The sequence below is a fragment of the Streptomyces sp. GbtcB7 genome, assembly GCF_019091445.1.
GTDB classification, from domain to species: Bacteria; Actinomycetota; Actinomycetes; order Streptomycetales; family Streptomycetaceae; genus Streptomyces; species Streptomyces mirabilis.
The window spans coordinates 50127-73139 of record NZ_JAGXJM010000019.1 but is presented as its reverse complement, the minus strand read 5'-3'; the positions used below and the strand labels follow the sequence as shown (position 1 = coordinate 73139).

The following is a 23013-nucleotide window of genomic DNA, read 5'->3' as shown; positions in this document are numbered from 1 at the left end:
CCAGCTCTCCGCTGTGCTCGAGCAGGGGGACACCCATCATCGTACGGTCGTACAGGAGCGGGCCCAGGGCCGGAAGTCCTGTTACGCGCAGAGCTCAGCGCGGCGGCCCCACAGGACCGCACTCGAAGTACGGACCGCACTCGAAGTGTGGACCGACCGACTCGAAGTGCGGACCTCACTCGAAGCGCGCCGCCAGGAGTACGACGTCCTCCGCGCTGTCCGCCTCGTCCAGCCCGTCCGGCAGCACGGACCGCAGAACATGGTCGGCGAGCGCGCCGGGATCCTCACGCAGCGTCCTGGGGACGCTGGCGGCCGCCGCGTGCAGCCGGGCGAAGGCGCGGTCCATGGGGTCGCCGGTGCGGTGCAGCAGGCCGTCGGTGTAGAGCAGCACGGTCTCGCCGCGCTCGGCTGTCAGTTCGACACTGGGCGCCTCCCAGCAGGCGAGCATGCCCAGGGGCGCGGACAGCGAGGTCTCCACGAACTCGGTGCGCCGTGCGCCGATCACCAGCGGCGGGCTGTGTCCGGCACCGGCGAGCGTGATCTTGCGCAGGGCGGGCTCGCAGTACGCGAAGAGGGCGGTCGCGGAGCGGGCGGGTTCGGTCAGGCGCAGCAGCAGCTCGAGGTCGGACAGGACGGCGACGGGGTCCTCGCCCTCCATCACGGCGTACGCCCGCAGGGAGGCCCTCAGCCGGCCCATGGCGGCGACCGCGCTGGGCCCGGCCCCGGTGACGGAGCCGACCGCGAGGCCGAGCGCGGCGTCGGGCAGCGGCAGCGCGTCGTACCAGTCGCCGCCTCCGCGCGGGCCCGTGCGGTGCCGGGCGGCGAGCTGGACACCGGAGACCCGGGGCAGCCGCGGCGGCAGCAGCTCCTGGGAGATCGTCTTCATGCACGCGCGTGTGCGGTCCAGTTCCAGCAGCCGTGCCAGGTGTTCGGTCGCGTAGCGGGCGTAGAGGCCGACGAGGTGGCGCTGGCGCTCCACCGGTTCGGCGGGTTCGTCGTAGAGCCATACGGCGGCGCCCAGCCGGCCCGCCGCCTTGGTGGACAGGGGCAGCGCGTAGCTCGCGGCGTAGCCGAGCCGGGCGGCCACCTCGCGGTGGCGGGGGTCGAGCCCGTCCTCGGAGAGGAGGTCGGGCTGGGAGATCTCGCCCTCGCCGCCGGGCAGTCCGTCCAGGATCCTGCCGTACGACATGGCGCTGCGCGGGACGGTCTCGATGTGGCCGAGGTCGGCGCGGGCGAGGCCCAGGCCGATGGTGGTGTCCGGGCCGAGTCCGTCGCCCGGTTCCATGACGACGAGACCGCGCCGGGCACCCACGAGGGCGGCTCCGGCGCGCAGCAGCTCCTGCAGCGCGTCGTTCAGTGTCGCGGTGCGCACCAGGCGCTCGGTGAGTTCGTGGAGGGTGGTGAGGTCGGACACCCAGCCGGCGAGCCGATCTTGGAGAACGGCTCCGGGGCCGGTGGACGAGGTGGCCGAAGAGGAGCCCGTCGCGGAACCCGTGACGGAGGTCGTCGGCGCGACAGTGTGTGCGGGCGCGGGAACCGTTGAATCGATTCCGGCCACTTTCGGAACGTGAGGGGCGTTCATGGTGTCCGGCTTTCCGACCGGTGCGTATTGCTCGATAGCATCGCAAACCCCCATGTCGTTCTGCGCCGCTAGCAGTGTCTCCACATGTACACGCACTCGTGAGGGGATGTCCAGCATTGTCCTGCTGGGATTCCTGGTGTCCATGAGACCCTCGGTAACCCTTGCGGGAAAGCAAAGTTGGCTTAAAACTGACTCGGGTAACGGGTTATTGAGGTCGACTGGCCTCGTTCGACGGAGCGTCACAGCGGTCGTGATGGGTACGTACTCGGTGAAGGCCAGGGGTGGTTGGGATCCGCCCGGAACCTGGCGACGGACCCGGGCGTCTTAACCACCGACGACCGTGCCCCATCCTCCCGTGGCGGAGGCGGCAAGAAACAGCGGGACGGCAAAACGCCAGGCGCCGCCACCCCACGCCATGCCCATGCTTCAGACAGACGCAGTATGGACGCGGACGCAGCCAATGCTCGGCCCAGATGGGTTCCCCTTGCCGTGCGCAGGGGTGTGATGCGCCAGCAGGTACGCACAGTGAAGTGATCGACACATGACGTGATGTGATCCACGGTGTTGCCAGGCGTGCAACGGAAAGGAACGAGCGCTCATGCGCGAGATCCTCGGAAGGCGACGCAGGCTCCTGTCCAGGCGAAACAACGGGAGGCCTGAGATGCTCAGCGCGGCCCTGACCTTCGCGACCGATTGGCAGTGGCCCGTACTCCCGGGTGTGGCACCGGACCCGCAGGGGCGTGCCCGCTGCGGGTGCCCGGACCCGGAGTGCACGGTGCCCGGTGCCCACCCCTTCGACCCCGGCCTCCTCGCGGCCACCACCGACGAGCGCATGGTGCGCTGGTGGTGGACCAACCGGCCGTCCGCACCCATCGTGCTGGCCACCGGAGGCAGGGCCCCCTGCGCGGTGAGCCTGCCCGCCCTCGCGGCGGCCCGCGCACTCGACGCGCTCGACCGCACGGGCATGCGCCTCGGCCCGGTCGTCGCGGCGCCCACGCGCTGGGCGATCCTCGTCGCGCCCTACTCCATGGAGCAGCTCGGCGAGCTCCTCTACGCCAAGGACTTCGTGCCGGGATCCTTGCGCTTCCACGGCGAGGGCGGCTACATCGCGCTGCCCCCGTCCGAGACCGGCCAGGGCCAGATCCGCTGGGAGCGCGCACCGCTGCCCGGCTCGGCCGCGCCCTGGGTGCCCGATGTGGAGGCCGTGGTGGACGCGGTGGTGGAGGCGCTCACTCGTACGGGTGTGAGCGCGCCCGAGTTGTAGGGTGCCCGGCGCGCGGTGAGCCGCGCGCCCACCCACGCTCGTTATGTTCCGCACTATGCAGCGTCATTCCGGGGGACACAGAGCCCCATCGTCTCTACGTGCCGGGCCGGACTTCCACAGGGTTCGCCTGGTGGCGCTGGCGGGCCTCGTGGTGTTCACGGTCGCCCTGCCACTGACCGTAGCCTCCGCAGGACCCGTCGGTGACGGGAGCTCCGAGGCCCTACGCGCGTCCCGGACGATCGACGACAAGGGAACGGCAGCCCCCGCCGCGCCCCGTTCCGCTTCCGCGACCCCTCCCGCTTCCGCGCCCGTGCCCCGGCTTCTGGGCCTCGGCCGGGCCACCGCCGCCCGGTGCGGCCCCGAGCTCTCCTCCCCCGACGGCGTCGAGGCACAGACCTGTGTCATGACCCAGGGGGAGGACACCTGGGCGCGCACCTACTACCGCAACGCGACCGGTGACGAGCTGAGCTCCGCACTGAGCCTCATGGGCCCCGCCGGCCGCACCGTGGAGATGAACTGCGTGGTGGGCGCCGAGGACGACCCGGGGGTGTGCGAGACGCCCAGAGGGCGTACGGCGGGGGGTGTGGGGGCGTACACGGCGGTCGCCGAGTTCGCGAGGAGCGCCGGGAGCGGGCCGATGCTGCTGCGGTCGGGAAGCGAGGCGGAGAGCGCCTCGGGGAGCGACTCCGAGAGCACCTCGGGAAGGGGACCGGACAGCGGCCCGTAGCGCGCCTCGGGGAGCAACTCGGCCCCGTAGCAAGGCGGTTGACGCCGCAGGAAAATCCGTACATGGAAAGACCCGGTTGCTGGCGACGGGGGATGCACCAGCAACCGGGCTACTCGAACGGTAACAAGAGATCGGCGGTTCGCAAATTCGATCTCGGCTATTCGGACACGGATTTACCTGTCACCGCCGGGAGTTGTGACAGGAGTCACCTGCTCCCTGAAGCGCCGACCAGCTGACCGGTCGGTCAGTGCCCCAGCTGTGTGTCAGCTGAGCGTGACCTGTCGGTTCGTGAGGCCGCCGCGTGCCCGCCGCTCGTCCGGGGTGAGCGGTGCGTCCGAGGCCAGGGCGGTCGCGAGGCGCTCGGCGAACTCGGCCGCCGGCTTTTCCACATCGTCGGCCGTGACGCCCGTCGGCAGGTCCCAGACCGGCACCATGAGCCCGTGCGCACGGAAGGAACCGACCAGCCGCGTGCCCTCGCCGAGGCTCGAGCGACCGGCCGCGTGCAGCCGCGCGAGCGCGTCCAGAAGCTGCTCCTCTGGGTACGGCATCACCCAGCGCAGGTGGTTCTTGTCGGGGGTCTCGCACCAGTACGCCGCGTCCACGCCGGAGAGCTTCACGGTCGGGATCGCCGCCGCGTTGGCCCGCTCCAGGGAGGCGGTGACCTCCGGCGTCGAGTGCTCCGCGTCCGGGACCCAGAACTCGAAGCCCGAGTGCACAACTGGCTCGAACGCGCCTTCGGGGTCGAGCAGTTCCTGCAGTCGCGGGCCGTCGGCCGGGGCGCGGCGGCCCTGGATCGGGGTGCCGGGCTGGGCCGTGAGCGCGCGCTGGAGGGTGTCGGCGAGGTCGCGGCTGATGTCGCCGGACGCCGTGTCGTTCTGCAGGCCGATCAGGACCGAGCCGTCGTCGCGGCGCAGCGCGGGCCAGGCCATCGGCAGGACGGTGGCGAGCGTCACCGAGGGAACTCCCTCGGGCAGGCTCTCCTTGAGCTTCAGCTCGACCGTGGCGGCGGGCACCAGCTCGCGCAGCGCGACCCAGTCGCCCTCGCTCGGCAGGCCCTCGAAGGGGCGCTGGACCAGCTCCGTCACCGCGTGTGCGGCCGCCCGGCCGTGGCAGGCCTTGTAGCGGCGGCCGCTGCCGCAGGGGCAGGGCTCGCGAGCGCCGACTACCGGGATCTCCCCGTCCTTGAGCTGAGGCTGCTTGGCCTTCGTCTGGGGTCGCTTCTTGGCCATCGTGGGTGTCTCCCGATCACGGCTCGTCTCGTACTGGCGCGAGCCTAGCCGCTCGTACGTCAGCCGACGGGACCCTGTGGACAACGCACCGAGTCGTCACGGAACCGGACCTTCCGTCCGGGGCTTCCGCCCGCGGTTTCCGCCCCGTCCCGTCGCGCCCCGCTCCGCCGCGTCCCGTCCCGTCCTGGTCAGTCCAAGTCGTCGAAGGCGTCCGTGAAGTCCAGCCCGGGCAGTCCCGTCACACCCGGTGACGCGACGCGCGTAGCGAAGTCGTCACGCCGACGCGCGGCGGCCGTGTCCGTCACGTCGTCCTGGACGACGACCCACACGGTGACCTCTCCGCGGGTGTCGTCCCGTACGCCCCAGTCCTTGGCCAGCGCCGTGATGATGTTCAGCCCGCGGCCGCCGTGTGCGGTGACCGAGGGCGTGGCGGGAACCGGGCGGGTCGGACCACCGCCGTCCGTCACCTCGACGGTGAGCCTCCCGGAAGCGTCGACGCGCCACGCGGCCCGGACGTCGCCGTCCCCGACGAGGGCGTCGCCGAGGGGCCTGCCGTGCCGGCACGCATTGCTCAAAAGTTCGGAAAGGATCAGTACGGCGTCGTCGATGACCGATTCCGTCACTCCACCGGTGCGCAGTTGATCGCGCATCCGATGTCTTGCTTTCCCCACGCCCGCAGGGCCATGGGGAACGGCCATGCTCGACGACGTGGGCACCTCCTGTGCCACCACCAACGCCACCCCCGAGACCTCCTTTGCCCCACGCCACGGTGTGGATGCCCCTCTGGACTGAACCGGAAACCGGCCAATCCACGTCTGCTGACGCACTCGTAACGATCGAATACGGAACGAACGCGCCGGTGCACTCCCTGTAACCGAGTGGCTGGATTTCGGCGGTGGTTGACGTGGTTCGACGGCCGTCGTCGGCACCTCGAGCGGTGGTTTCCGGACGATGGGCCGCGAGGTCAGCGGCCGAGTTGGTGCAGCACCGCGCGTGGGCGGTTGGTGATGATGGCGTCGATGCCCAGTTCAACGCAGAGATCGACGTCCTCGGGTTCGTTCACCGTCCAGACGTGGACCTGATGACCGGCTCTTTTCAGCCGTTCGATGTATCCGGGGTGACTGCGTACGATCCGCATCGAGGGGCCTGCGATCCGGACACCGACCGGCAGTCGTCCGTCGCGCAGCCGGGGCGAGATGAACTGCAGAAGATAGACCGTCGGCAGCGTCGGGGACGCGGACCGGACGCGGTGCAGGGAGCGCGCCGAGAAGCTCATGACGCGCACCGGGGAGGTGGCGGCGCTCGCCGGGGCGTCCAGGCCGAAGCGCTTCAGGAGGAGCAGCAGCCGGTCCTCGACCTGGCCCGCCCAACGCGTGGGGTGCTTGGTCTCGATGGCCAGCTCCACGCGGCGGCCCGCGTCGGCGACGAGTTCGAGCAGTCGCTCCAGGGTGAGCACGGAGGTGTCCTGCGGGTCCCCGGGGCCGTACTCCCAGTCGGGGGACTCGTCGCGGTTCTTCCAGGAGCCGAAGTCCAGGGCGGCGAGCTCGGCGAGCTCCAGGGCGGAGACGGCTCCGCGGCCGTTGGACGTACGGTTGACGCGGCGGTCGTGTACACAGACGAGATGTCCGTCCGCGGTCAGCCGTACATCGCACTCGAGGGCGTCCGCACCGTCCTCGATCGCCTTCTTGTACGCGGCCAGGGTGTGCTCGGGAGCCTCTTCGGAGGCCCCGCGGTGGGCGACGACCTGAATCGGGTGCTGTCGTGCGTGGGTCACCGCGTCATGGTGCCACCGTCGCAGGGCCGACGTGGGGGCTGAGACACCAGGAATGTTTCTTTTTAGTATAAAAAGCCCGATATAAAGGATGGTCCTGGACCCACAGCCACCGCTTATGGTGCTCTGACGTCCCGTGGGAAAAGCTGACGGCGTACAAAAAGCACATGCACACCAGCACAGCTGCATCGCGCCGGACCGTCTGACAAGCGTGAGTGAGCGTGACCGAGTGCGACCGAGAACAACAGCCGTGGACCGAGGAGAAGAGCTGTGAGCACCGAGAACGAGGGCACTGCAGTACCCCCGGCCCCGTCCGCACCTCCTGTGCCGGTGGAAACTCCCGCTGCTTCCGCGCAGAGCGCTGCGCCCGAAGGGGGCGCGCCGACCGCCCAGCTCCCGGCGGTGCCTCCGAGCGCCCCCGGCGCACCGGAGCAGACACCGGCGTACGCGTCGATGGGCGCCGGGGCTCCTGAGGCGCACGGGCACGCCCCCGGAGCGCCGGTCTCCGCCGCCGAGGCGGGCTGGCCGCCCCCGCCGCCCGCCGTTCCCTCGTACGCGGACGGTGGCGGCTCGGGAGCGGGCGGCTGGGGCTCCTCCTACGAGCAGCCCGCGCCGAAGCCCAAGAACGGGCGCGGCGGCCTGGTCGCGGCGATCCTGGTGGCCGCGCTGGTCGCGGGCGGCGTCGGCGGCGGCATCGGCTACTCGCTGGCCAAGAACAACGACAACTCCACCGACTCGACGACCGTCTCCGCGCCGAGCGGCAGTGGTGACGTGAAGCGGGCCTCGGGCACGGTCGCGAACGTGGCCGCCAAGGCGCTGCCGAGCACCGTCACCATCGAGGCCGAGAGCAGCAGCGGTTCGGGCGGCACCGGCACCGGGTTCGTCTTCGACACCCAGGGCCACATCCTCACCAACAACCACGTCGTGGCGGACGCGGTCGACGGCGGCAAGCTCACCGCGACCTTCCCCAACGGCAAGAAGTACGACGCCGAGGTCGTCGGCCACGCGCAGGGCTACGACGTCGCGGTCATCAAGCTCAAGAACGCGCCGTCGGACCTGAAGCCGCTCACCCTGGGTGACTCCGACGCGGTGGCGGTCGGCGACTCCACGATCGCGATCGGCGCGCCCTTCGGCCTCTCGAACACGGTGACCACGGGCATCATCAGCGCCAAGAACCGCCCCGTGGCCTCCAGCGACGGCAGTGCCAGCAGCAAGGCCTCCTACATGAGCGCCCTGCAGACGGACGCCTCGATCAACCCGGGCAACTCCGGTGGCCCTCTCCTGGACGCCCAGGGCGCGGTCATCGGCATCAACTCGGCGATCCAGTCCTCGAGCAGCGGCGGTCTGGGCGGCACCAGCCAGTCCGGCTCCATCGGCCTCGGCTTCGCGATCCCGATCAACCAGGCCAAGCACGTCGCCCAGCAGCTGATCAAGACCGGCAAGCCGGTCTACCCGGTGATCGGCGCCTCGGTCTCCCTCGAGGACGGCACCGGCGGCGCGAAGATCACCGAGCAGGGCGCGAGCGGCTCCGCGGCGGTCACCTCCGGCGGCCCCGCCGACAAGGCCGGTCTGAAGCCCGGCGACGTCATCACCAAGCTCGACGACCAGGTGATCGACAGCGGCCCGACCCTCATCGGCGAGATCTGGACCCACCAGCCCGGCGACGTCGTGAAGCTCACGTACACGCGCGACGGAAAGACCCACACGGCCGAGGTCACCCTCGGACAGCGCGACGGCGACAGCTGACCGGTTAGTCTTGTCCCCGCGCCACCGACGATCGCCGGTGGCGCGGGGTGGGTTGCCCGAGCGGCCTAAGGGAACGGTCTTGAAAACCGTCGTGGCAGCGATGTCACCGTGGGTTCAAATCCCACACCCACCGCAGGTGAACGGCCCCTGACCGGTAAATCGGTCGGGGGCCGTTCTCATGGGCGTTGTCCGCCAACCACCGTGGTTCCCCGTCCACCGTGGTTCCCCGTCAGTTACCGGTGGATCGGGCACGGCAGGGGCACGGCATCTTCTGATCCGTAGCTCTGTGTGGATCGGTCGCTGATGGTCATGCGGTTGCGCCGAGGTCCTACACGCACGCCGCCGACCGGGGTGGTTGCTGTGGTTGCTGTATTTCGCTGCTGTGCCGCAGCCGGCTATCCGCTGAGAGCGTTCACGAGAGCCACGAAGACGCCCACGCCGAAGACAGCGAGGACGACGAACCCGACCGCCACCAACGAGCAACACGAGGCGACCGCCACCACGACCCACGCCCGCCCCACGGCCCGGTGGTACGCGGTGTCATCGCCCCAGTTCTGATCAACCATGTCGCCCCTCTCCCCGCGCACTGTACGGAGTGGTCGACGGAGTGCATCAGGGGCGGGCACCTTCGGCGGCAAGGCCACCCGGCGGAGCGGAGTGCACCCGGGTGCCTGCAGAGCCTCAGGGCACCCCCTTCGGCAGGCCCGCGACGGCTCACAGTTCGAAGTCCTGGGCGGCTTCCTCCCAGGGGATGGCGCGCAGGGCCGGATCTGCGGTGTGGCCGGACGGGATGTCGGGGGTGGCCTGGAACCACGCGACCGCGAGGGCCGAGCGGTGCAGGACGGGGTCGACGGCGGGGTCGACCGCGCTGGAAAGGAAGAGGCCGACGCAGGTCACGGCGGGGAGCAGTTCGACCGGGCCGAAGCCGCGGGCGGGCAGGTCCGGATGGTCTCGGTGGGGTGTGACGAGGTGCGTCGGGGTGTTGGGGAACGCCGCCGCGGTACGCCGGGCCAGGCGGTCGACGATGCCGTCGTTCCAGCGCTTGAAGGGGTAGCCCTCGAGCATTCCGCCGTAGGTCGAGGTGAGACGCAGGTCGGATATCTCGACGGTTCTGCCCGAGGTGAGGGTGACGCGGGTCAGTGCCATGGCGCGCAGCCTAGGGACGGGCGGTTCGTGGTGTCGTTCAGTTTTCCGGTGGTCCGGGGCGTGGGAACGTCATCCGGGACGCCGAGGCGATCGTCGAGCGGGCCTCGCGTTCGGTGAGGCCGGTGCGGACGGCGGCTTCGACGAGTGCGGTGGTCAGCTCCGGGCCGATGCCGTTCTCGTAGGCGCGGCAGGCGGCCCAGAAGAGGCGGGTGTTGCGCTGGCCCTCGTGGGCGGCGAGCACGAACTGGACCAGCCCCTGGCCGTGTTGGCCGGTCGCAGGGGGCGCGCGGTGGTGTGCGCGGGGCGGGGGCGTGAGCAGGCGCAGGAGTTCGTGCGGACAGGGCGCGGGCGCCAACTGGGCGGTGCCCGGGGCCGTTCCGTACACGCCGTGCTCGGTGCGGGAGCCGGGGCCGACCAGGTAGCCGCCGGCGCCGCGGATGTCGATGCCCGGGGCCAGTCGGCTCGCCGAGTTGGGGACGACCACGTCGGGCGGTCCGGTCAGCCAGAGGTGGCGGCCGCCGCTCGGGGTCAGCACGACCACAGTCTCCGGGATCGTGAACAGGTGGCGCAGGGCCAGTTCGCGCAGGGCGGCCGAGGAGTCCGTACCGGATTTGGTGTCGAGGTCGATGCCGATGAGGCGGTGCGGGTCGAGGCCGCAGGCGATGCCGTAGCCGGTCGCCCAGGGCGCGGCGGCGAAGAGCGCGCGGATGCGGCGGGGGTCGGTGGAGGCGTCGTACACGCCGTGTCCGAAGCGGCCGCATTCGCCGTGGCAGGGAGGGGACGTCGGGTCGGGATCGGGGTCGTCGCGGTGGGGGGAGCGCAGGGCCGGGAGCTTCGTGCGGGACAGCGGGATCACCGCGAGGCCGCGTTCGGCGGCGGACAGGGCGTGGGCCAGGGCCAGGGTCGTGGCCTGCCGGTCGATGGTGGCCATGCATCCATGTTCGTACGAGTGTTCGAAAAAGGGAAGGGCTTGCCGGACGTGGGGGCGCCGGGAAGGCGATTTAGGAGGGATTGGCCAAAAAGCGGCGGAACGGTTCCCCTCTTGGGGCGCCCGGGGTCGAGCTGTCCGATCCGGTCTGAGCTGGGGTTTCTTGTCATGAAGAGGGTTTATCGACATGTACTCACGCTTGAGGGCGAATCACGGCTTCCGGGGTGGTTCGCCAGGGATTCGGTGGGCAACTCTGGAGTCGCGACGTCGTGATCAGCGCCGGGGCGGTCGGCCAACCGCCTTGGAACGAGCAGTACTTCCCGGTTCGCGCCGGTCCGTACATCCGGTTCTTGGAGGAATTCACATGGCAAGCATCCGTACCGCCCGCGTTCTCGCCGCCGTCTCGGCCCTGCCCCTCGCCGCCGCCCTCTTCACGGGTGTCGCCGCCGCGGACAACGGCGCCTTCGCGGACGACGGATCGAACGCGGGCGTGGCAACCGTCAGCGGCAGCGGGGTCGGACACAACAACAGCGGCAACTCCTCCACCACGCAACAGCAGGCGATCGGCTCCGGGGCCTCGAACCGGAACAACACGGCCCAGGTCAACGACTCCGCGTTCACGGCCATCGACCAGTCGACCGCCGTCGTCAACTTCACCAACCTCTGGTGAGTCGGGGCCGATTCGCCCGCTCTCGACGGGCTCATCGGCCTTGAAGCACCGTGTGGGGAGCTCTGCGGGGTGGAAACGCGTCTGCGCGACGGCACTTCGGTGCCGTCGCGCAGACGTTTTCGCGTGTCCGTCCTCGGCGGTCCCCTCCCGCCGTGACCTTGACAGCTCTCATTATCTGACGGACAGTCAGAAAACCTTGTTCGTACGAGGTCCGGGAGGGCCGCCGCCGTGCACCTCGCCCCCACCGAGCGCCAGCAACGGCTGCGCGCCGAACTGCGTACGTACTTCCGGGACCTGATGCCCGACGGTCCCCCGCCCGCCGACGACCCCGGCAGGCAGCGCGCGCTGCTGCGTCGCATCGGCGCCGACGGACTGCTCGGGATCGGCTGGCCCGTCGCGTACGGGGGCCAAGGGCGCGGAGCCGACGAGCAGTTCGTGTTCTTCGACGAGGCGTACCGGGCCGGAGCGCCGGTGTCGATGGTCACGCTGAACACCGTCGGACCGACCCTCATGAAGTACGGGAGCGAGGCGCAGAAGGAGTACTTCCTGCCGCGCGTCCTCAGGGGCGACCTCGTCTTCGCGATCGGGTACTCGGAGCCCTCGGCGGGCACGGACCTGGCCTCGCTGCGCACCCGCGCCGTGCGGGAGGGCGAGTCCTGGCTGATCGACGGGCAGAAGATCTTCACCTCCAACGCCCAGCACGCCGACTGGATCTGGCTCGCCTGCCGCACCGACCCCGACGCGCCCAAGCACCGGGGCATCTCGATCGTTCTCGTGCCCACAGACGCGCCGGGCTTCTCGTGGACACCGATCGAGACGGTGGGCGGGCTGACCACCACGGCCACGTACTACGACGGCATCCGCGTCCCCTCCTCGAACCTCGTCGGCGAGGAGAACGGCGGCTGGGAGCTCATCACCAACCAGCTCAACCACGAGCGGGTCGCCCTCGCCGCGATCGGCATGCAGGCCGAGGACTTCTACGCGGCCGCGCTGCGGGCGGCGCGCACCCCCGATCCGGTGACGGGGCGGCGCCGGGTTGACGAGCCCTGGGTGCGTTTTCGGCTGGCCGAGGTGCATGCCCGGCTGGCGGCATCACGCCTGCTCAACTGGCGTTTGGTGGGGGATGTCGGGGCTGGCCGACTGGCCCCGGGCGACGCGAGCGGCGTGAAGGTCGCGGGAACGGAATCGGCGGTCGCTTCGTACCGAATGTGTCAGGAAGTCGTGGGTGCGCAGGCGCTGGTGCGCTCCGGTTCGCCGGGTGTGTTCGGGGACGGCGAGCTGGAGCGGATGAACAGGGCGGCGCAGATCAACACGTTCGGGGGCGGGGTGAGCGAGGTGCAGCGGGAGATCGTGGCGACCATGCGGCTCGGGATGACGAGGGGGCGGCGGTGAGCGACGAGGCGGCCGAGCTGGAGGCGCGGCTCAAGGCGTACGAAGGGCGTGCGGCCGCCGTCGCGGGCGTGGGCAAGGACCCGGTCAACGAGCCGATGATCCGGCACTGGTGCGAGGCGATGGGCGACACCAACGCGGCGTACACGGGTCCGGGCGCCGTGGCGCCGCCCACCATGCTCCAGGCGTGGACGATGGGCGGCCTGTCCGGGCACGAGGGCCGCTCGGACGCGTACGACGAGCTGCTCGGCCTGCTCGACGAGGCCGGCTGCACCTCCGTGGTCGCCACCGACTGCGAGCAGGAGTATCTGCGCCCGCTGCGGCCCGGCGACGAGATCACCTTCGACGCCGTGATCGAGTCGGTCTCCGAGCGCAAGACCACCAAGCTGGGCACCGGGCACTTCGTCACGACACGGATGGACGTACGGGCGAACGGGGAGCCGGCGGGGACGCACCGGTTCCGGATCCTCAAGTACGCCCCGGCGCGCACCAGGTCCAAGGCGGCCCGGCCACGACCGGTCGTCAACCGGGACAACGCCGGGTTCTGGGAGGGCGTAGGCCGGCACCAGCTGCTGATCCAGCGGTGCGGCGGCTGCGGGACGCTGCGGTTTCCCTGGCTGCCGGGGTGCGGCGCGTGCGGCTCCCCGGAGTGGGACACGGTCGAGGCGAGCGGAGACGGGACGGTCTACTCGTACGTCGTCATGCACCACCCGCCGTTCCCCGCCTTCGACCCTCCGTACGCCGTCGGCCTGATCGAGCTCGCCGAGGGCGTCCGGATCGTCAGCAACGTCATCGGGGTGCCGTACGACAAGGTGCGGATCGGGGTGCCCGTGCGGCTCCGGTTCGAGCGGTACGACGAGGAGCTGGTGCTGCCGGTCTTCCGCGCCGGTGCGGAGGGGGGACGCTGACATGGACTTCACGCCCACCGAGGAACAGGCGGCCGCCCGCGATCTGGCCGCGCGGATCTTCGGCGACCTCTCCACCCCGGAGCGGCTCGCTGCGGCCGGCACCGGCAGCGACGCCGAGACATGGAAGGCGCTGTGCGCGGCCGGGCTGGTGGCGGCCGTCGCGGACACGGGGCTCGTCGGCCTGGTGCTGCTCCTGGAGGAGCAGGGGCGGACCACGGCCCAGGTGCCGTTCGCGGCGAGCTGTGTGTACGGGCTGCTGGCGGTGTCCGCCCACGGATCACCGGAGCAGTGGGAGCGGCTGCTGCCGGGGATCGGGGACGGGACGGCGGTGGTCTGCGGGGCGGTCTTCGAGCCGGGAGGCGTTCGGGCGGACGCGGCGGGGCGGTTGAGCGGAGTCGTCCCCGTGGTGCCGTGGCTGCGGGACGCCACCCATGTGCTCGTCGCGGACGACCGGCGCCGGTTGTGGCTCGCGCGGACCGCTGACGCGCGGTGCGCGCCGGTCGAGCTGACGGCGCCCTGGGCGGCGGGGCGGCTGACACTCGACGGGACGCCGGGGGAGCCGGTGGGCGGGACGGACGCGTACGACGACGTGCTCGCCACCGCCCGGACGGCCTTCGCGGGGCTGCAGGCCGGGGTGTGCGCCGGGTCGCTGGCACGAGCCGTGGAGCACACCAACACACGCGAGCAGTTCGGACGCCCGCTCGCCGCCAAGCAGGGTGTCCAACTCCGGGCCGCGGACGCGTACATGGACACCGAGGCGATACGGGTGACGGCGTACGAGGCGGCGTGGCGGCGCGACGAGGGGCTCGCGTACGCGACGCACGCGCTGACCGCGGCCTGGTGGGCGTCCGAGGCGGGTCAGCGGGTCGTTCACGCGGGCCAGCATCTGCACGGAGGGACGGGCGCCGACCTGGAGCACCCGGTGCACCGGCACTTCCTGTGGGGGAGGCAGCTGGACGCGTACCTGGGGTGCGGGAGCGAAGTCCTCCAGGAACTGGGGGAGCTGATCGCGAGCGGGGAGGAGGAGACATGAGGGTCGGGGATTGGGAGCGCGTGCGGGGCGTAGAGGGACAGCGTGTGCGGGCTGGGAAGGGCGAGCGCGTCCGGGCCGGAGCGGGCGAGTGCGTGCGGGCCGGTGACGAGCTGCCGCCGCTGGAGATCGAGATCACGCGCACGCTGATCGTGGCCGGGGCGATCGCGTCCCGGGACTACCAGGACGTGCACCACGACGCCGAGCTGGCACGGCACAGGGGCTCTCCCGACGTCTTCATGAACATCCTGACCACCAACGGCCTCGTCGGGCGGTACATCACGGACCACTTCGGACCGGACGCCGTCCTCCGCAAGGTGTCCATACGGCTGGGAGCGCCCAACTACCCCGGCGACACGATGGTGTTGACCGGCAGGGTCGAAGAGGTCGAGGGCGACACCGCGACCGTGCGCGTCGCCGGGGCGAACGGCATCGGCAGACATGTGACCGGGACCGTGACGGTCACCCTGCCGCCCGGAGGCGCCTCGTGAGCGTACGCACGAAGGACCGGCTCGGCGGCCGGGCGGCGATCGTCGGGATCGGGGCCACCGAGTTCTCCAAGGACTCCGGGCGCAGCGAGCTGACGCTCGCCGCGGAGGCGGTGCGGGCGGCGCTCGACGACGCGGGGCTGACACCGGCCGAGGTGGACGGGATGGTCACGTTCACCATGGACACCAGCCCGGAGATCACCGTCGCCCAGGCGGCCGGGATCGGCGAGCTGTCCTTCTTCTCCCGGGTGCACTACGGAGGCGGTGCGGCCTGCGCGACCGTCCAGCAGGCGGCGCTCGCGGTGGCGACCGGGGTGGCCGAGGTCGTCGTCTGCTACCGGGCGTTCAACGAGAGGTCGGGGCGGAGATTCGGAGCGGGGGTGCAGCAGCGGGAGCCGTCGGCCGAGGGTGTCGCGCTGGGCTGGGCCCTGCCGTTCGGGCTGCTCACCCCGGCGTCCTGGGTGGCGATGGCGGCCCAGCGGTATCTGCACACCTACGGACTGACGCCCGAGGCGTTCGGCCACGTCGCCGTGGTGGACCGCAAGTACGCGGCGACGAACCCGGCGGCGTACTTCCACGGCAGACCGATCACCCTCGCCGAACACGCGGCCTCGCGGTGGATCGTGGAGCCGCTGCGGCTGCTGGACTGCTGCCAGGAGACGGACGGTGGCCAGGCGTTGGTCGTCACCTCCGTGGAGCGTGCCCGGGACCTGCCGCATCCGCCCGCGGTGATCACGGCGGCGGCCCAGGGCGCGGGCCGGGCGCAGGAGCAGATGACGAGTTTCTACCGGGACGAGTTGACCGGGCTGCCGGAGATGGGGGTCGTGGCGCGCCAGCTGTGGCGGACCTCGGGGCTGACCCCTACGGACATCGACGTGGGCATCCTGTACGACCACTTCACGCCGTTCGTGCTGATGCAGTTGGAGGAGTTCGGGTTCTGCAAGCCGGGGGAGGCCGCGGACTTCGTCGCCGAGGAGCGGCTGCCGCTGAACACCCATGGGGGGCAACTCGGGGAGGCGTATCTGCACGGGATGAACGGGGTGGCGGAGGCCGTACGCCAACTGCGCGGCACGTCCGTGAACCAGATACCGGGCGCCGGTCGCACCCTGGTCACCGCGGGCACCGGGGTCCCCACGTCGGGGTTGATCCTGGGGGCGGACGGGGGATGAGTACGCTGTCGGGCTCTCCCCGCTCTCCCCGCTCGCCCCGCGTCACGGAGCCTTCGGGGCCCCTCGGGGACATCCCGGGTAGTACGGCGGCAGCCGCCGTACTACGGCCGTACGGGTCTCTCAGGGGTGAACCCTCAGGGTGCAGGCGCCGCTCGTCCACCCTCAGGAGGTGGGGCCAGCCCCCCTCCTACAACCTGAGGGGGACACCTCTTCGGGACCTGCGGCCGATCCGAAAAGGTAGGGGTCACTCCTAGCGTGGAGCCATGACCTCACTCGTCTGCACCAGCGGTTCGAACGGCGGGACGCGGACCCTTCCGTATCCGTCGTTCTCGTCGTACATGAAGGCCCGCCAGCCGGTGCTGCTGCGTACCGCCCGCTCGCTGACCGCGAACCCGAGCGACGCCGAGGACCTGCTGCAGACCGCGCTGACCAAGACCTACGTCGCGTGGGAGCGGATCGAGGACCACCGCGCGCTCGACGGCTATGTACGGCGTGCGCTGCTGAACACCCGGACCTCGCAGTGGCGCAAGCGCAAGGTGGACGAGTTCGTGTGCGACGAGCTCCCGGAGCCGGAGGACGTCCCCGCCGGGGACCCGGCCGAGCAGCAGGCGCTGCACGACGCGATGTGGCGCGCGATCATGAAGCTTCCAGCGCGGCAGCGGGCCATGGTCGTCCTGCGGTATTACGAGGACCTGAGCGAGGCACAGACCGCGGAGGTGCTCGGTGTCTCCGTCGGCACGGTCAAGTCGGCGGTGTCACGGGCGCTGGGCAAGCTGCGCGAGGACCCGGAGCTGGAACCCGTGCGCTGACCCTCGGCAGATCCGGGCCGAACGGCCCCTGCGGAAAAGTTCCCGTCCGAGCCGAACGACCCCTGTGACCTGATCGATCGTCCGGAGCTAGTGACATACCGCGTGGTATGTGCGCAGAATCAGCGCATCCCTTACCACCTCGTAGGCAATGTCGCCCCGGGAGGACGCCGTGCTGAGCACGATGCAGGACGTACCGCTGCTGATCTCGAGGATCCTGACCCACGGGTCGGCCATCCATGGCACCTCGCAGGTGATCACCTGGACGGGTGAGGGAGAGCCGCAGCGCCGTTCCTACGCCGAGATCGGCGACCGGGCCGCCCAACTCGCGCACGCGCTGCGCGAGGACCTCGGTGTCGAGGACGACGACCGTGTGGCGACGCTGATGTGGAACAACGCCGAGCATGTCGAGGCGTACTTCGGGATCCCCTCCATGGGCGCGGTCCTGCACACGCTCAACCTCCGCCTCCCCGCGGAACAACTCGTCTTCATCGTCAACCACGCCGCCGACCGCGTGATCATCGCCAACGGCTCGCTGCTCCCGCTGCTCGCGCCGCTGCTCCCCCATCTGCCGACGGTCGAGCACGTGGTCGTCTCGGGCCCCGGTGACCGTTCGCTGCTCGAGGGCGCGAGCGTCCAGGTGCACGAGTACGACGAGCTGATCGCGGGCAAGCCGACCACGTACGACTGGCCGGAGCTGGACGAGCGTGCCGCCGCGGCCATGTGTTACACCTCCGGCACCACCGGCGACCCCAAGGGCGTCATCTACTCCCACCGTTCGATCTATCTGCACTCCATGCAGGTCAACATGGCCCAGTCGATGGGGCTCACCGACCAGGACACCTCGCTCGTGGTGGTCCCCCAGTTCCACGTCAACGCCTGGGGCTTGCCGCACGCCACGTTCATGACCGGCGTCAACCTCCTCATGCCGGACCGTTTCCTCCAGCCCGCGCCGCTCGCCGAGATGATCGAGTCCGAGCGGCCGACGCACGCCGCGGCCGTCCCCACCATCTGGCAGGGCCTGCTCGGCGAACTGCACGCCAAGCCCCGGGACGTCTCCTCGCTCACCCAGGTCACCATCGGTGGCTCGGCCTGCCCGCCCTCCCTCATGGAGGCCTTCGACAAGCTGGGCATGCGCGTCTGCCACGCCTGGGGCATGACGGAGACCTCCCCGCTGGGCACGATCGCCCGGCCGCCGGCCAGTGTCGTCGGCACGGACGAGGAGTTCGCGTACCGCCTCACCCAGGGCCGCTTCCCGGCCGGCGTGGAGGCCCGACTCACCGGCCCCGGCGGCGAACGCCTCCCCTGGGACGGCGAGTCCGCGGGCGAGCTGGAGGTGCGCGGCCCCTGGATCGCGGGCGCCTACTACGGCGGCCAGGGCTCCGAACCGGTTCGCCCCGCCGACAAGTTCAGCGAGGACGGCTGGCTCAAGACCGGCGACGTCGGCACGATAAGCCACGACGGCTTCCTGACCCTCACCGACCGCGCCAAGGACGTCATCAAGTCGGGCGGCGAGTGGATCTCCTCCGTCGACCTGGAGAACGCGCTGATGTCCCACCCGGCCGTCGCCGAGGCCGCCGTCGTCGCCGTCCCTGACGACAAGTGGGGCGAGCGCCCCCTCGCCACGGTCGTCCTGAGGGAGGGCGCCACCACCGACTTCGTGTCGCTGCGCACCTTCCTCGCCGAGGAGGGCAAGATCGCCAAGTGGCAGCTCCCCGAGCGCTGGACGATCATCGAGTCGGTCCCGAAGACGAGCGTCGGCAAGTTCGACAAGAAGGTGCTGCGCAGGCAGTACGCGGAGGGCACGCTGGACGTCACCCAGCTCTGAGGTCCTCGACGGCAGAATGACGGTTGGGGTGCTGTTTCACGTGAAACAGCACCCCAACCGTCGTATGTGTGAACCCAGTTAGAGGCCTGCGGCGCAGCGGGTCAGTTCGTGCCGATGCGCGCCAGCAGATCCACGATCCGGTCCTGCACCTCGACGCTCGTCGAGCGCTCGGCGAGGAACAGGACCGTCTCACCCGCGGCGAGGCGCGGCAGTTCGGCCTGGTCGACAGCCGCGGTGTAGACGACGAGCGGGGTGCGGTTCAACTGCCCGTTCGCCCGCAGCCAGTCCACGATCCCGGCGCGCCGACGCCGTACCTGCATCAGATCCATCACGACCAGGTTCGGCCGCATCTGAGAGGCCAGCGTGACGGCGTCCGCGTCCGTGGACGCCCGCGCCACCTGCATTCCGCGCCGCTCCAGCGTCGAGGTCAACGCCAGCGCGATCTCCGCGTGCTCCTCGATGAGCAGGACACGCGGCGGGTGCTGGTCGGAGTCCCGCGGCGCGAGCGCCTTCAGGAGTACGGCGGGATCGGCGCCGTACGCCGCCTCCCGCGTCGCCTGCCCCAGTCCCGCCGTCACCAGTACCGGGACCTCGGCGGCGACGGCGGCCTGGCGCAGCGACTGCAGCGCGGTGCGGGTGATCGGACCGGTCAGCGGGTCCACGAACAGCGCGGCCGGGAACGCGGCGATCTGCGCGTCCACCTCCTCGCGCGAGTTCACGATGACGGGCCGGTAGCCGCGGTCGCTCAGCGCCTGCTGGGTCGTCACGTCCGGCGCGGGCCACACGAGGAGGCGGCGCGGGTTGTCCAGCGGCTCCGGGGGCAGCTCGTCGTCCACGGGCCGCGGCTGCGGCTGGTCGGCGACCTCGACCGCGCCACCGGGACCGTCCAGCGGCTCAGGACCCTCGTCGGCGTTCTTGTCCGGGGCTCCTATGGCGTACGACCGACCGGCGCCCTCGGTCGCTCCGGGCAGCCTCGGCCCGGGAGCCGTGGCGGTCTGCCCGGCCTGCGGGTGCGGACGCGCCGTCGTTTCGGGGCGCTCGGAGGCGGGCTCGGGGGGAGTGCCGAGCTTGCGGCGGCGGCCGGAGCCGTTGGTCTGGTGCGGGGGAGGCGTGGCGGTCTGCTGTGCCTGCGCCTGGGCCTGGGCCGGTACGGCCCCCGGCTGGTTCGGCGTCGACTGACGGCTGAACGGCACGCCCTGCCCGAGCGTCCGCACGCTGAACGCGCGCCCCTGCGTCGAGTTGGGGTCGATCGGCGCGGCGGCCTCGGCGGGCAGCGGCTGGGCGACCCGCGGCTGAGCACCCGGCCGGGGCACCGGCTGCGCGGGCTGCTCCGGCGGGAGGGGGGTGCCGGGGGCAGGAGTCTGCGCCTGCGGTTGCGGCTGGGCCCGGCGGGCGGCGGCCGCCGCCGGGGCGGGGGCACCAGGCGGTACGGGGGTGCCGGCGCCGGAGGTGTCGTCGGCGTTCGGGGCCGGCCAAGGGGCCGGGGCCTGCGCGGGGACGGCCTGTGCCGGGGCTCCGGGTGCCGGGGTGGCCGGTACGGGGACGCCCTGGGCCGGAACCGCCGCCGCGTCCGGCCGAGCCGGGGCCGGGGCCGGGGCCTGGCGTTTCCGCACTCCCGACGGCGCGGAAACCGGGTGCGGCTGGGGCGGAGTGTGATCGTCGGCCGGGTCGTGCGGCATCCCGTCGTGCCGGCCCTCGTCCCCCTGGCCCCGACCGGCGACGGCACCGACGGCGTCGCCCGCCTGTTCCAGGAGCTGCTGCTGGGCCCTTTGCGCCTGCTGGGCCTGTTCGGCCTGGATGTACTCGGGTGAACGGTCCGCCTCCGCGGGCGGAAGCGCGAACACGGTCCGGGCGCCCCCTTCCTGCACGGCTGCCCGCTCGGCCGCCGCGGCCAGCGCCCGCCGACGTCGACCGGTCGGCTGCGCGCCGGCACCTTCGGCGGGGACGGCCTCCGGGGCACCCGGAGCAACGGGCGCGCTCGGGGCGCTGGGAGCCGCGGGCAACGCGGGCGGCAGCGCGTGCTGTTCGCCGTCACGCCGCGCCCGCCGCCCGGACGGCACGGGCACCCCTTGCGGAGAAGCCACGGGAACCCCCTGCGGAGGCACCGTCCCGCCCAGTCCCGTACCCACGGCCGCGGTTCCCGCCGCGTGCTCGGCCGCCATGACGACCGCGCCCTCCGACACACCCTCGGCCGCGTCGCCGTCCGCGCCCTCGACCGGGCTCGGCCGCCCACGACGGCGCCCGGTGGCGACGCCATCGCCGTCACCGGGACCCTGGGCCTGCGCGGGCACGGACGCCCCGGCGGCCTCCTGCTCCGCGGCCGTACGGCGCCTGCGCCGCCCGGTGGGAGCGGCCGCACCGCCCTCGGTCGTGACCGGCTCCGCGGGGGCGACCTCGCTCTCCAGGAAGGCGTCCACGGAGGACCGTCGGGCCCGCCGCCTGCCGCCCTGGTTGCCGCCGTTCTGGTGAGAGGCCTGCTCGGGGAGGGCGATCTCGGCACCGGTCGACGCCGGGGCCTCGGGGGCCATCGCTCCGGCCCCGTCGCCGATCGGCACCTCCAGCACGAACGCGCTGCCGCTCATCCCCGGCACCTCGTGCGTCTGCAGCACGCCGCCGTGCGCGCGCACGATCCCACGCACGATCGGCTCGTGCACCGGGTCTCCCCCGCTGTACGGCCCGCGCACCTCGATCCGTACGACCTCGCCGCGCTGCGCCGCCGCCACGACGACGGTGTTGTCCATGTAGCCGCCCGCGGACACCGGCGCGTTGCCGGTCGCGTCGACGCCGGCCACGTCCGCGATGAGGTGCGCCAGCGCCTGCGCGAGCCGCTGCGGGTCGACCTCGGCCTCGATGGGCGGCGCGTGCACGGCGAACTGCACCCGCCCGGGCCCGATCAGTTCGACGGCCCCGTCGACACCGGCCGCGACGACCGCGTCCAGCATCACGTTCGTACGGACGATCTGCTCGGCCCCGGCGTCCAGCCGCTGATAGCCGAGCACGTTGTCGACGAGGGTCGTGATCCGCGAGTAGCCCGCCGCGAGGTGGTGAAGTACCTGGTTGGCCTCGGGCCACAGCTGGCCGGCGTCGTCGGCGGCGAGCTTGGAGAGCTCACCGCGCAGCTGGTCGAGGGGCCCGCGCAGGGACTGGCCGAGCACCGAGAGGAGCTGATCGTGCCGGGCGGTCAGTGCCTCGTAGCGGTCCTTCTCGCGCTCGCCGAGCGCCGCGTACCGCTCGTCGCCCGCGGCGAGTTCCTCCTCGTGGCGCTCGCTCACCTCGGCGAGCTCGGCGGCGTGCCGCTCGCGCAGCTCCGCCAGCTCCGCCGCGTGCTCCTCGCCGATCCGCTCGATCTCCTCCGCGTGCTGGGTGGCCTCGGCGTCCTTCTCCTCGACGAGGCTGTCGTACGGCCGTCGGTCGGTGAAGGTCATCACGGCGCCGACGAGCTGGTCCCCGTCGCGCACCGGAGCGGTCGTCAGGTCGACCGGCACCTTGTTCCCGGACTTGGACCACAGCACCTGCCCGCGCACCCGGTGCTTGCGCCCGGAGCGCAGGGTGTCGGCGAGCGGGGACTCCTCGTACGCGAAGGGCTCGCCGTCCGCGCGCGAGTGAAGGATGAGGGCGTGCAGGTCCTGCCCGCCGAGATCACTGGCCCGATATCCCAGTATCTGAGCGGCCGCCGGATTGACGAGGACGACCCGCCCCTCCGTGTCCGTGCCCACGACCCCCTCGGCCGCCGCGCGCAGGATCATCTCGGTCTGTCGTTGCGAACGCGCGAGTTCGGCCTCGGTGTCGACGGTGCCCGACAGATCGCGTACGACGAGCATGAGCAGCTCGTCAGGGGTGGGACCGTAACTGTCGTAGGCCTGCTGGCCGTTCTCCAGGTTCGCGCTGGTGACCTCGACCGGGAACTCGCTGCCGTCGGTCCGCCGCGCGATCATCCTGGTCGGCTTGGTCCGCCCGCGCTGGTCGATCGTCTCGGGCCGCCGCATGGACCCGGGGATCAGCCGCGAGTCGAACTGCGGCAGCAGATCGAGCAGCCCCCGGCCCACCAGAGCCGTACCCGGGGCCTCGAAGGCCTCCAGGGCGATGGTGTTGGCGTTGACGACCGTGCCATTGGCGTTGACCAGCACCAACGCATCGGGCAGCGCGTCCAGTATGGCTGCGAGGCGAGCAGCGCCTCGGGATGGCCTGCTGCTCACGAGACGCTTCCTCCCTGTTACCGCACCTTGCCGACCGCGAGGGCCATCTTGCCAACCTGCCCGCAGCGTGTCACGCGAGGGAGTCTACGGGCAGAGGTTGCGCTCGCGGCGCCGGATGAGAGGGAGGTCGCACGCA

At 71.6% G+C, this 23013-nt stretch carries 19 protein-coding genes and 1 tRNA gene; 12 read left to right on the top strand and 8 right to left on the bottom strand.

The genetic code is table 11. The annotated features are described in order from the left end of the window. Positions 1-175 precede the first annotated feature (175 nt). Positions 176-1699 carry a PP2C family protein-serine/threonine phosphatase gene (locus KVT44_RS28895; RefSeq protein WP_217569876.1) on the bottom strand — a complete coding sequence of 508 codons (1524 nt, stop codon included), beginning with the start codon at positions 1697-1699 and terminating at the stop codon, positions 176-178. Positions 1700-2180: 481 nt separating this feature from the next. Here KVT44_RS28895 and KVT44_RS28890 point away from each other — a divergent pair, with 481 nt between their 5' ends. Both KVT44_RS28890 and KVT44_RS28885 read left to right on the top strand, forming a co-directional pair. Continuing rightward, positions 2181-2846, top strand: a complete 666-nt coding sequence (locus tag KVT44_RS28890; RefSeq protein WP_075031436.1) for a bifunctional DNA primase/polymerase — start codon at positions 2181-2183, stop codon at positions 2844-2846. A 130-nt stretch (positions 2847-2976) separates the two neighbouring features. Beyond that, positions 2977-3573, top strand: a complete 597-nt coding sequence (locus tag KVT44_RS28885; RefSeq protein ID WP_308314139.1) for a hypothetical protein — start codon at positions 2977-2979, stop codon at positions 3571-3573. A 263-nt stretch (positions 3574-3836) separates the two neighbouring features. Here the strand turns inward: KVT44_RS28885 and KVT44_RS28880 are convergent, their stop codons facing one another. From KVT44_RS28880 to KVT44_RS28870, 3 genes are all read right to left on the bottom strand, one after another. After that, positions 3837-4802, bottom strand: coding sequence for a DUF5926 family protein (locus KVT44_RS28880; RefSeq protein ID WP_217569758.1), 966 nt, complete (start codon positions 4800-4802; stop codon positions 3837-3839). 188 nt (positions 4803-4990) lie between these two features. Next, complete coding sequence (locus KVT44_RS28875; RefSeq protein ID WP_190174491.1) at positions 4991-5629, bottom strand: ATP-binding protein; 639 nt, start codon at positions 5627-5629, stop codon at positions 4991-4993. A 137-nt stretch (positions 5630-5766) separates the two neighbouring features. Further along, the gene (locus tag KVT44_RS28870) at positions 5767-6576 is read right to left on the bottom strand and encodes a glycerophosphodiester phosphodiesterase (RefSeq protein ID WP_190174492.1); all 810 of its coding nucleotides are present in this window, start codon (positions 6574-6576) and stop codon (positions 5767-5769) included. 267 nt (positions 6577-6843) lie between these two features. Here KVT44_RS28870 and KVT44_RS28865 point away from each other — a divergent pair, with 267 nt between their 5' ends. Together KVT44_RS28865 and KVT44_RS28860 are read left to right on the top strand one after the other, a co-directional pair. Then, positions 6844-8319: a S1C family serine protease gene (locus KVT44_RS28865; RefSeq protein WP_099921770.1), complete on the top strand. Its 1476-nt coding sequence runs from the start codon at positions 6844-6846 to the stop codon at positions 8317-8319. Positions 8320-8365: 46 nt separating this feature from the next. Next, positions 8366-8452, top strand: a tRNA-Ser gene (locus KVT44_RS28860). Positions 8453-8714: 262 nt separating this feature from the next. Here the strand turns inward: KVT44_RS28860 and KVT44_RS28855 are convergent. From KVT44_RS28855 to KVT44_RS28845, 3 genes are all read right to left on the bottom strand, one after another. Further along, positions 8715-8885, bottom strand: a complete 171-nt coding sequence (locus KVT44_RS28855; RefSeq protein WP_217569756.1) for a hypothetical protein — start codon at positions 8883-8885, stop codon at positions 8715-8717. Between the two features lie 148 nt (positions 8886-9033). Then, positions 9034-9465: a hypothetical protein gene (locus tag KVT44_RS28850; protein WP_075031426.1), complete on the bottom strand. Its 432-nt coding sequence runs from the start codon at positions 9463-9465 to the stop codon at positions 9034-9036. A 37-nt stretch (positions 9466-9502) separates the two neighbouring features. Then, the gene (locus KVT44_RS28845) at positions 9503-10396 is read right to left on the bottom strand and encodes a bifunctional DNA primase/polymerase (protein WP_217569754.1); all 894 of its coding nucleotides are present in this window, start codon (positions 10394-10396) and stop codon (positions 9503-9505) included. 361 nt (positions 10397-10757) lie between these two features. Here KVT44_RS28845 and KVT44_RS28840 point away from each other — a divergent pair, with 361 nt between their 5' ends. The 8 genes from KVT44_RS28840 (at position 10758) to KVT44_RS28805 (ending at position 18681) form a co-directional block, all read left to right on the top strand. Next, positions 10758-11063, top strand: a complete 306-nt coding sequence (locus KVT44_RS28840) for a hypothetical protein (RefSeq protein ID WP_217569752.1) — start codon at positions 10758-10760, stop codon at positions 11061-11063. Between the two features lie 228 nt (positions 11064-11291). Further along, entirely contained in the window at positions 11292-12455 is a 1164-nt protein-coding gene (locus KVT44_RS28835; RefSeq protein WP_099942242.1) for an acyl-CoA dehydrogenase family protein, read from the top strand. After that, on the top strand, positions 12452-13360 hold the full coding sequence (locus KVT44_RS28830) for a bifunctional MaoC family dehydratase N-terminal/OB-fold nucleic acid binding domain-containing protein (RefSeq protein ID WP_217569750.1): 909 nt from the start codon (positions 12452-12454) through the stop codon (positions 13358-13360). Before KVT44_RS28835 ends, KVT44_RS28830 begins: the two co-directional genes overlap by 4 nt. A gap of 1 nt (position 13361) precedes the next feature. Beyond that, on the top strand, positions 13362-14393 hold the full coding sequence (locus tag KVT44_RS28825) for an acyl-CoA dehydrogenase family protein (RefSeq protein WP_217569748.1): 1032 nt from the start codon (positions 13362-13364) through the stop codon (positions 14391-14393). 92 nt (positions 14394-14485) lie between these two features. Next, positions 14486-14881, top strand: coding sequence for a MaoC family dehydratase (locus tag KVT44_RS28820; protein WP_217569872.1), 396 nt, complete (start codon positions 14486-14488; stop codon positions 14879-14881). Then, positions 14878-16047 carry a lipid-transfer protein gene (locus tag KVT44_RS28815; RefSeq protein WP_217569746.1) on the top strand — a complete coding sequence of 390 codons (1170 nt, stop codon included), beginning with the start codon at positions 14878-14880 and terminating at the stop codon, positions 16045-16047. Before KVT44_RS28820 ends, KVT44_RS28815 begins: the two co-directional genes overlap by 4 nt. Before the next feature lie 263 nt (positions 16048-16310). Continuing rightward, entirely contained in the window at positions 16311-16856 is a 546-nt protein-coding gene (locus tag KVT44_RS28810) for a SigE family RNA polymerase sigma factor (protein ID WP_095853762.1), read from the top strand. 148 nt (positions 16857-17004) lie between these two features. Further along, entirely contained in the window at positions 17005-18681 is a 1677-nt protein-coding gene (locus KVT44_RS28805; RefSeq protein ID WP_217569744.1) for a long-chain fatty acid--CoA ligase, read from the top strand. A 101-nt stretch (positions 18682-18782) separates the two neighbouring features. On the opposite strand, the gene KVT44_RS28800 is transcribed toward KVT44_RS28805, so the two are convergent. Further along, on the bottom strand, positions 18783-22877 hold the full coding sequence (locus KVT44_RS28800) for a PAS domain-containing protein (protein WP_217569742.1): 4095 nt from the start codon (positions 22875-22877) through the stop codon (positions 18783-18785). Between the last annotated feature and the right edge of the window lie 136 nt (positions 22878-23013).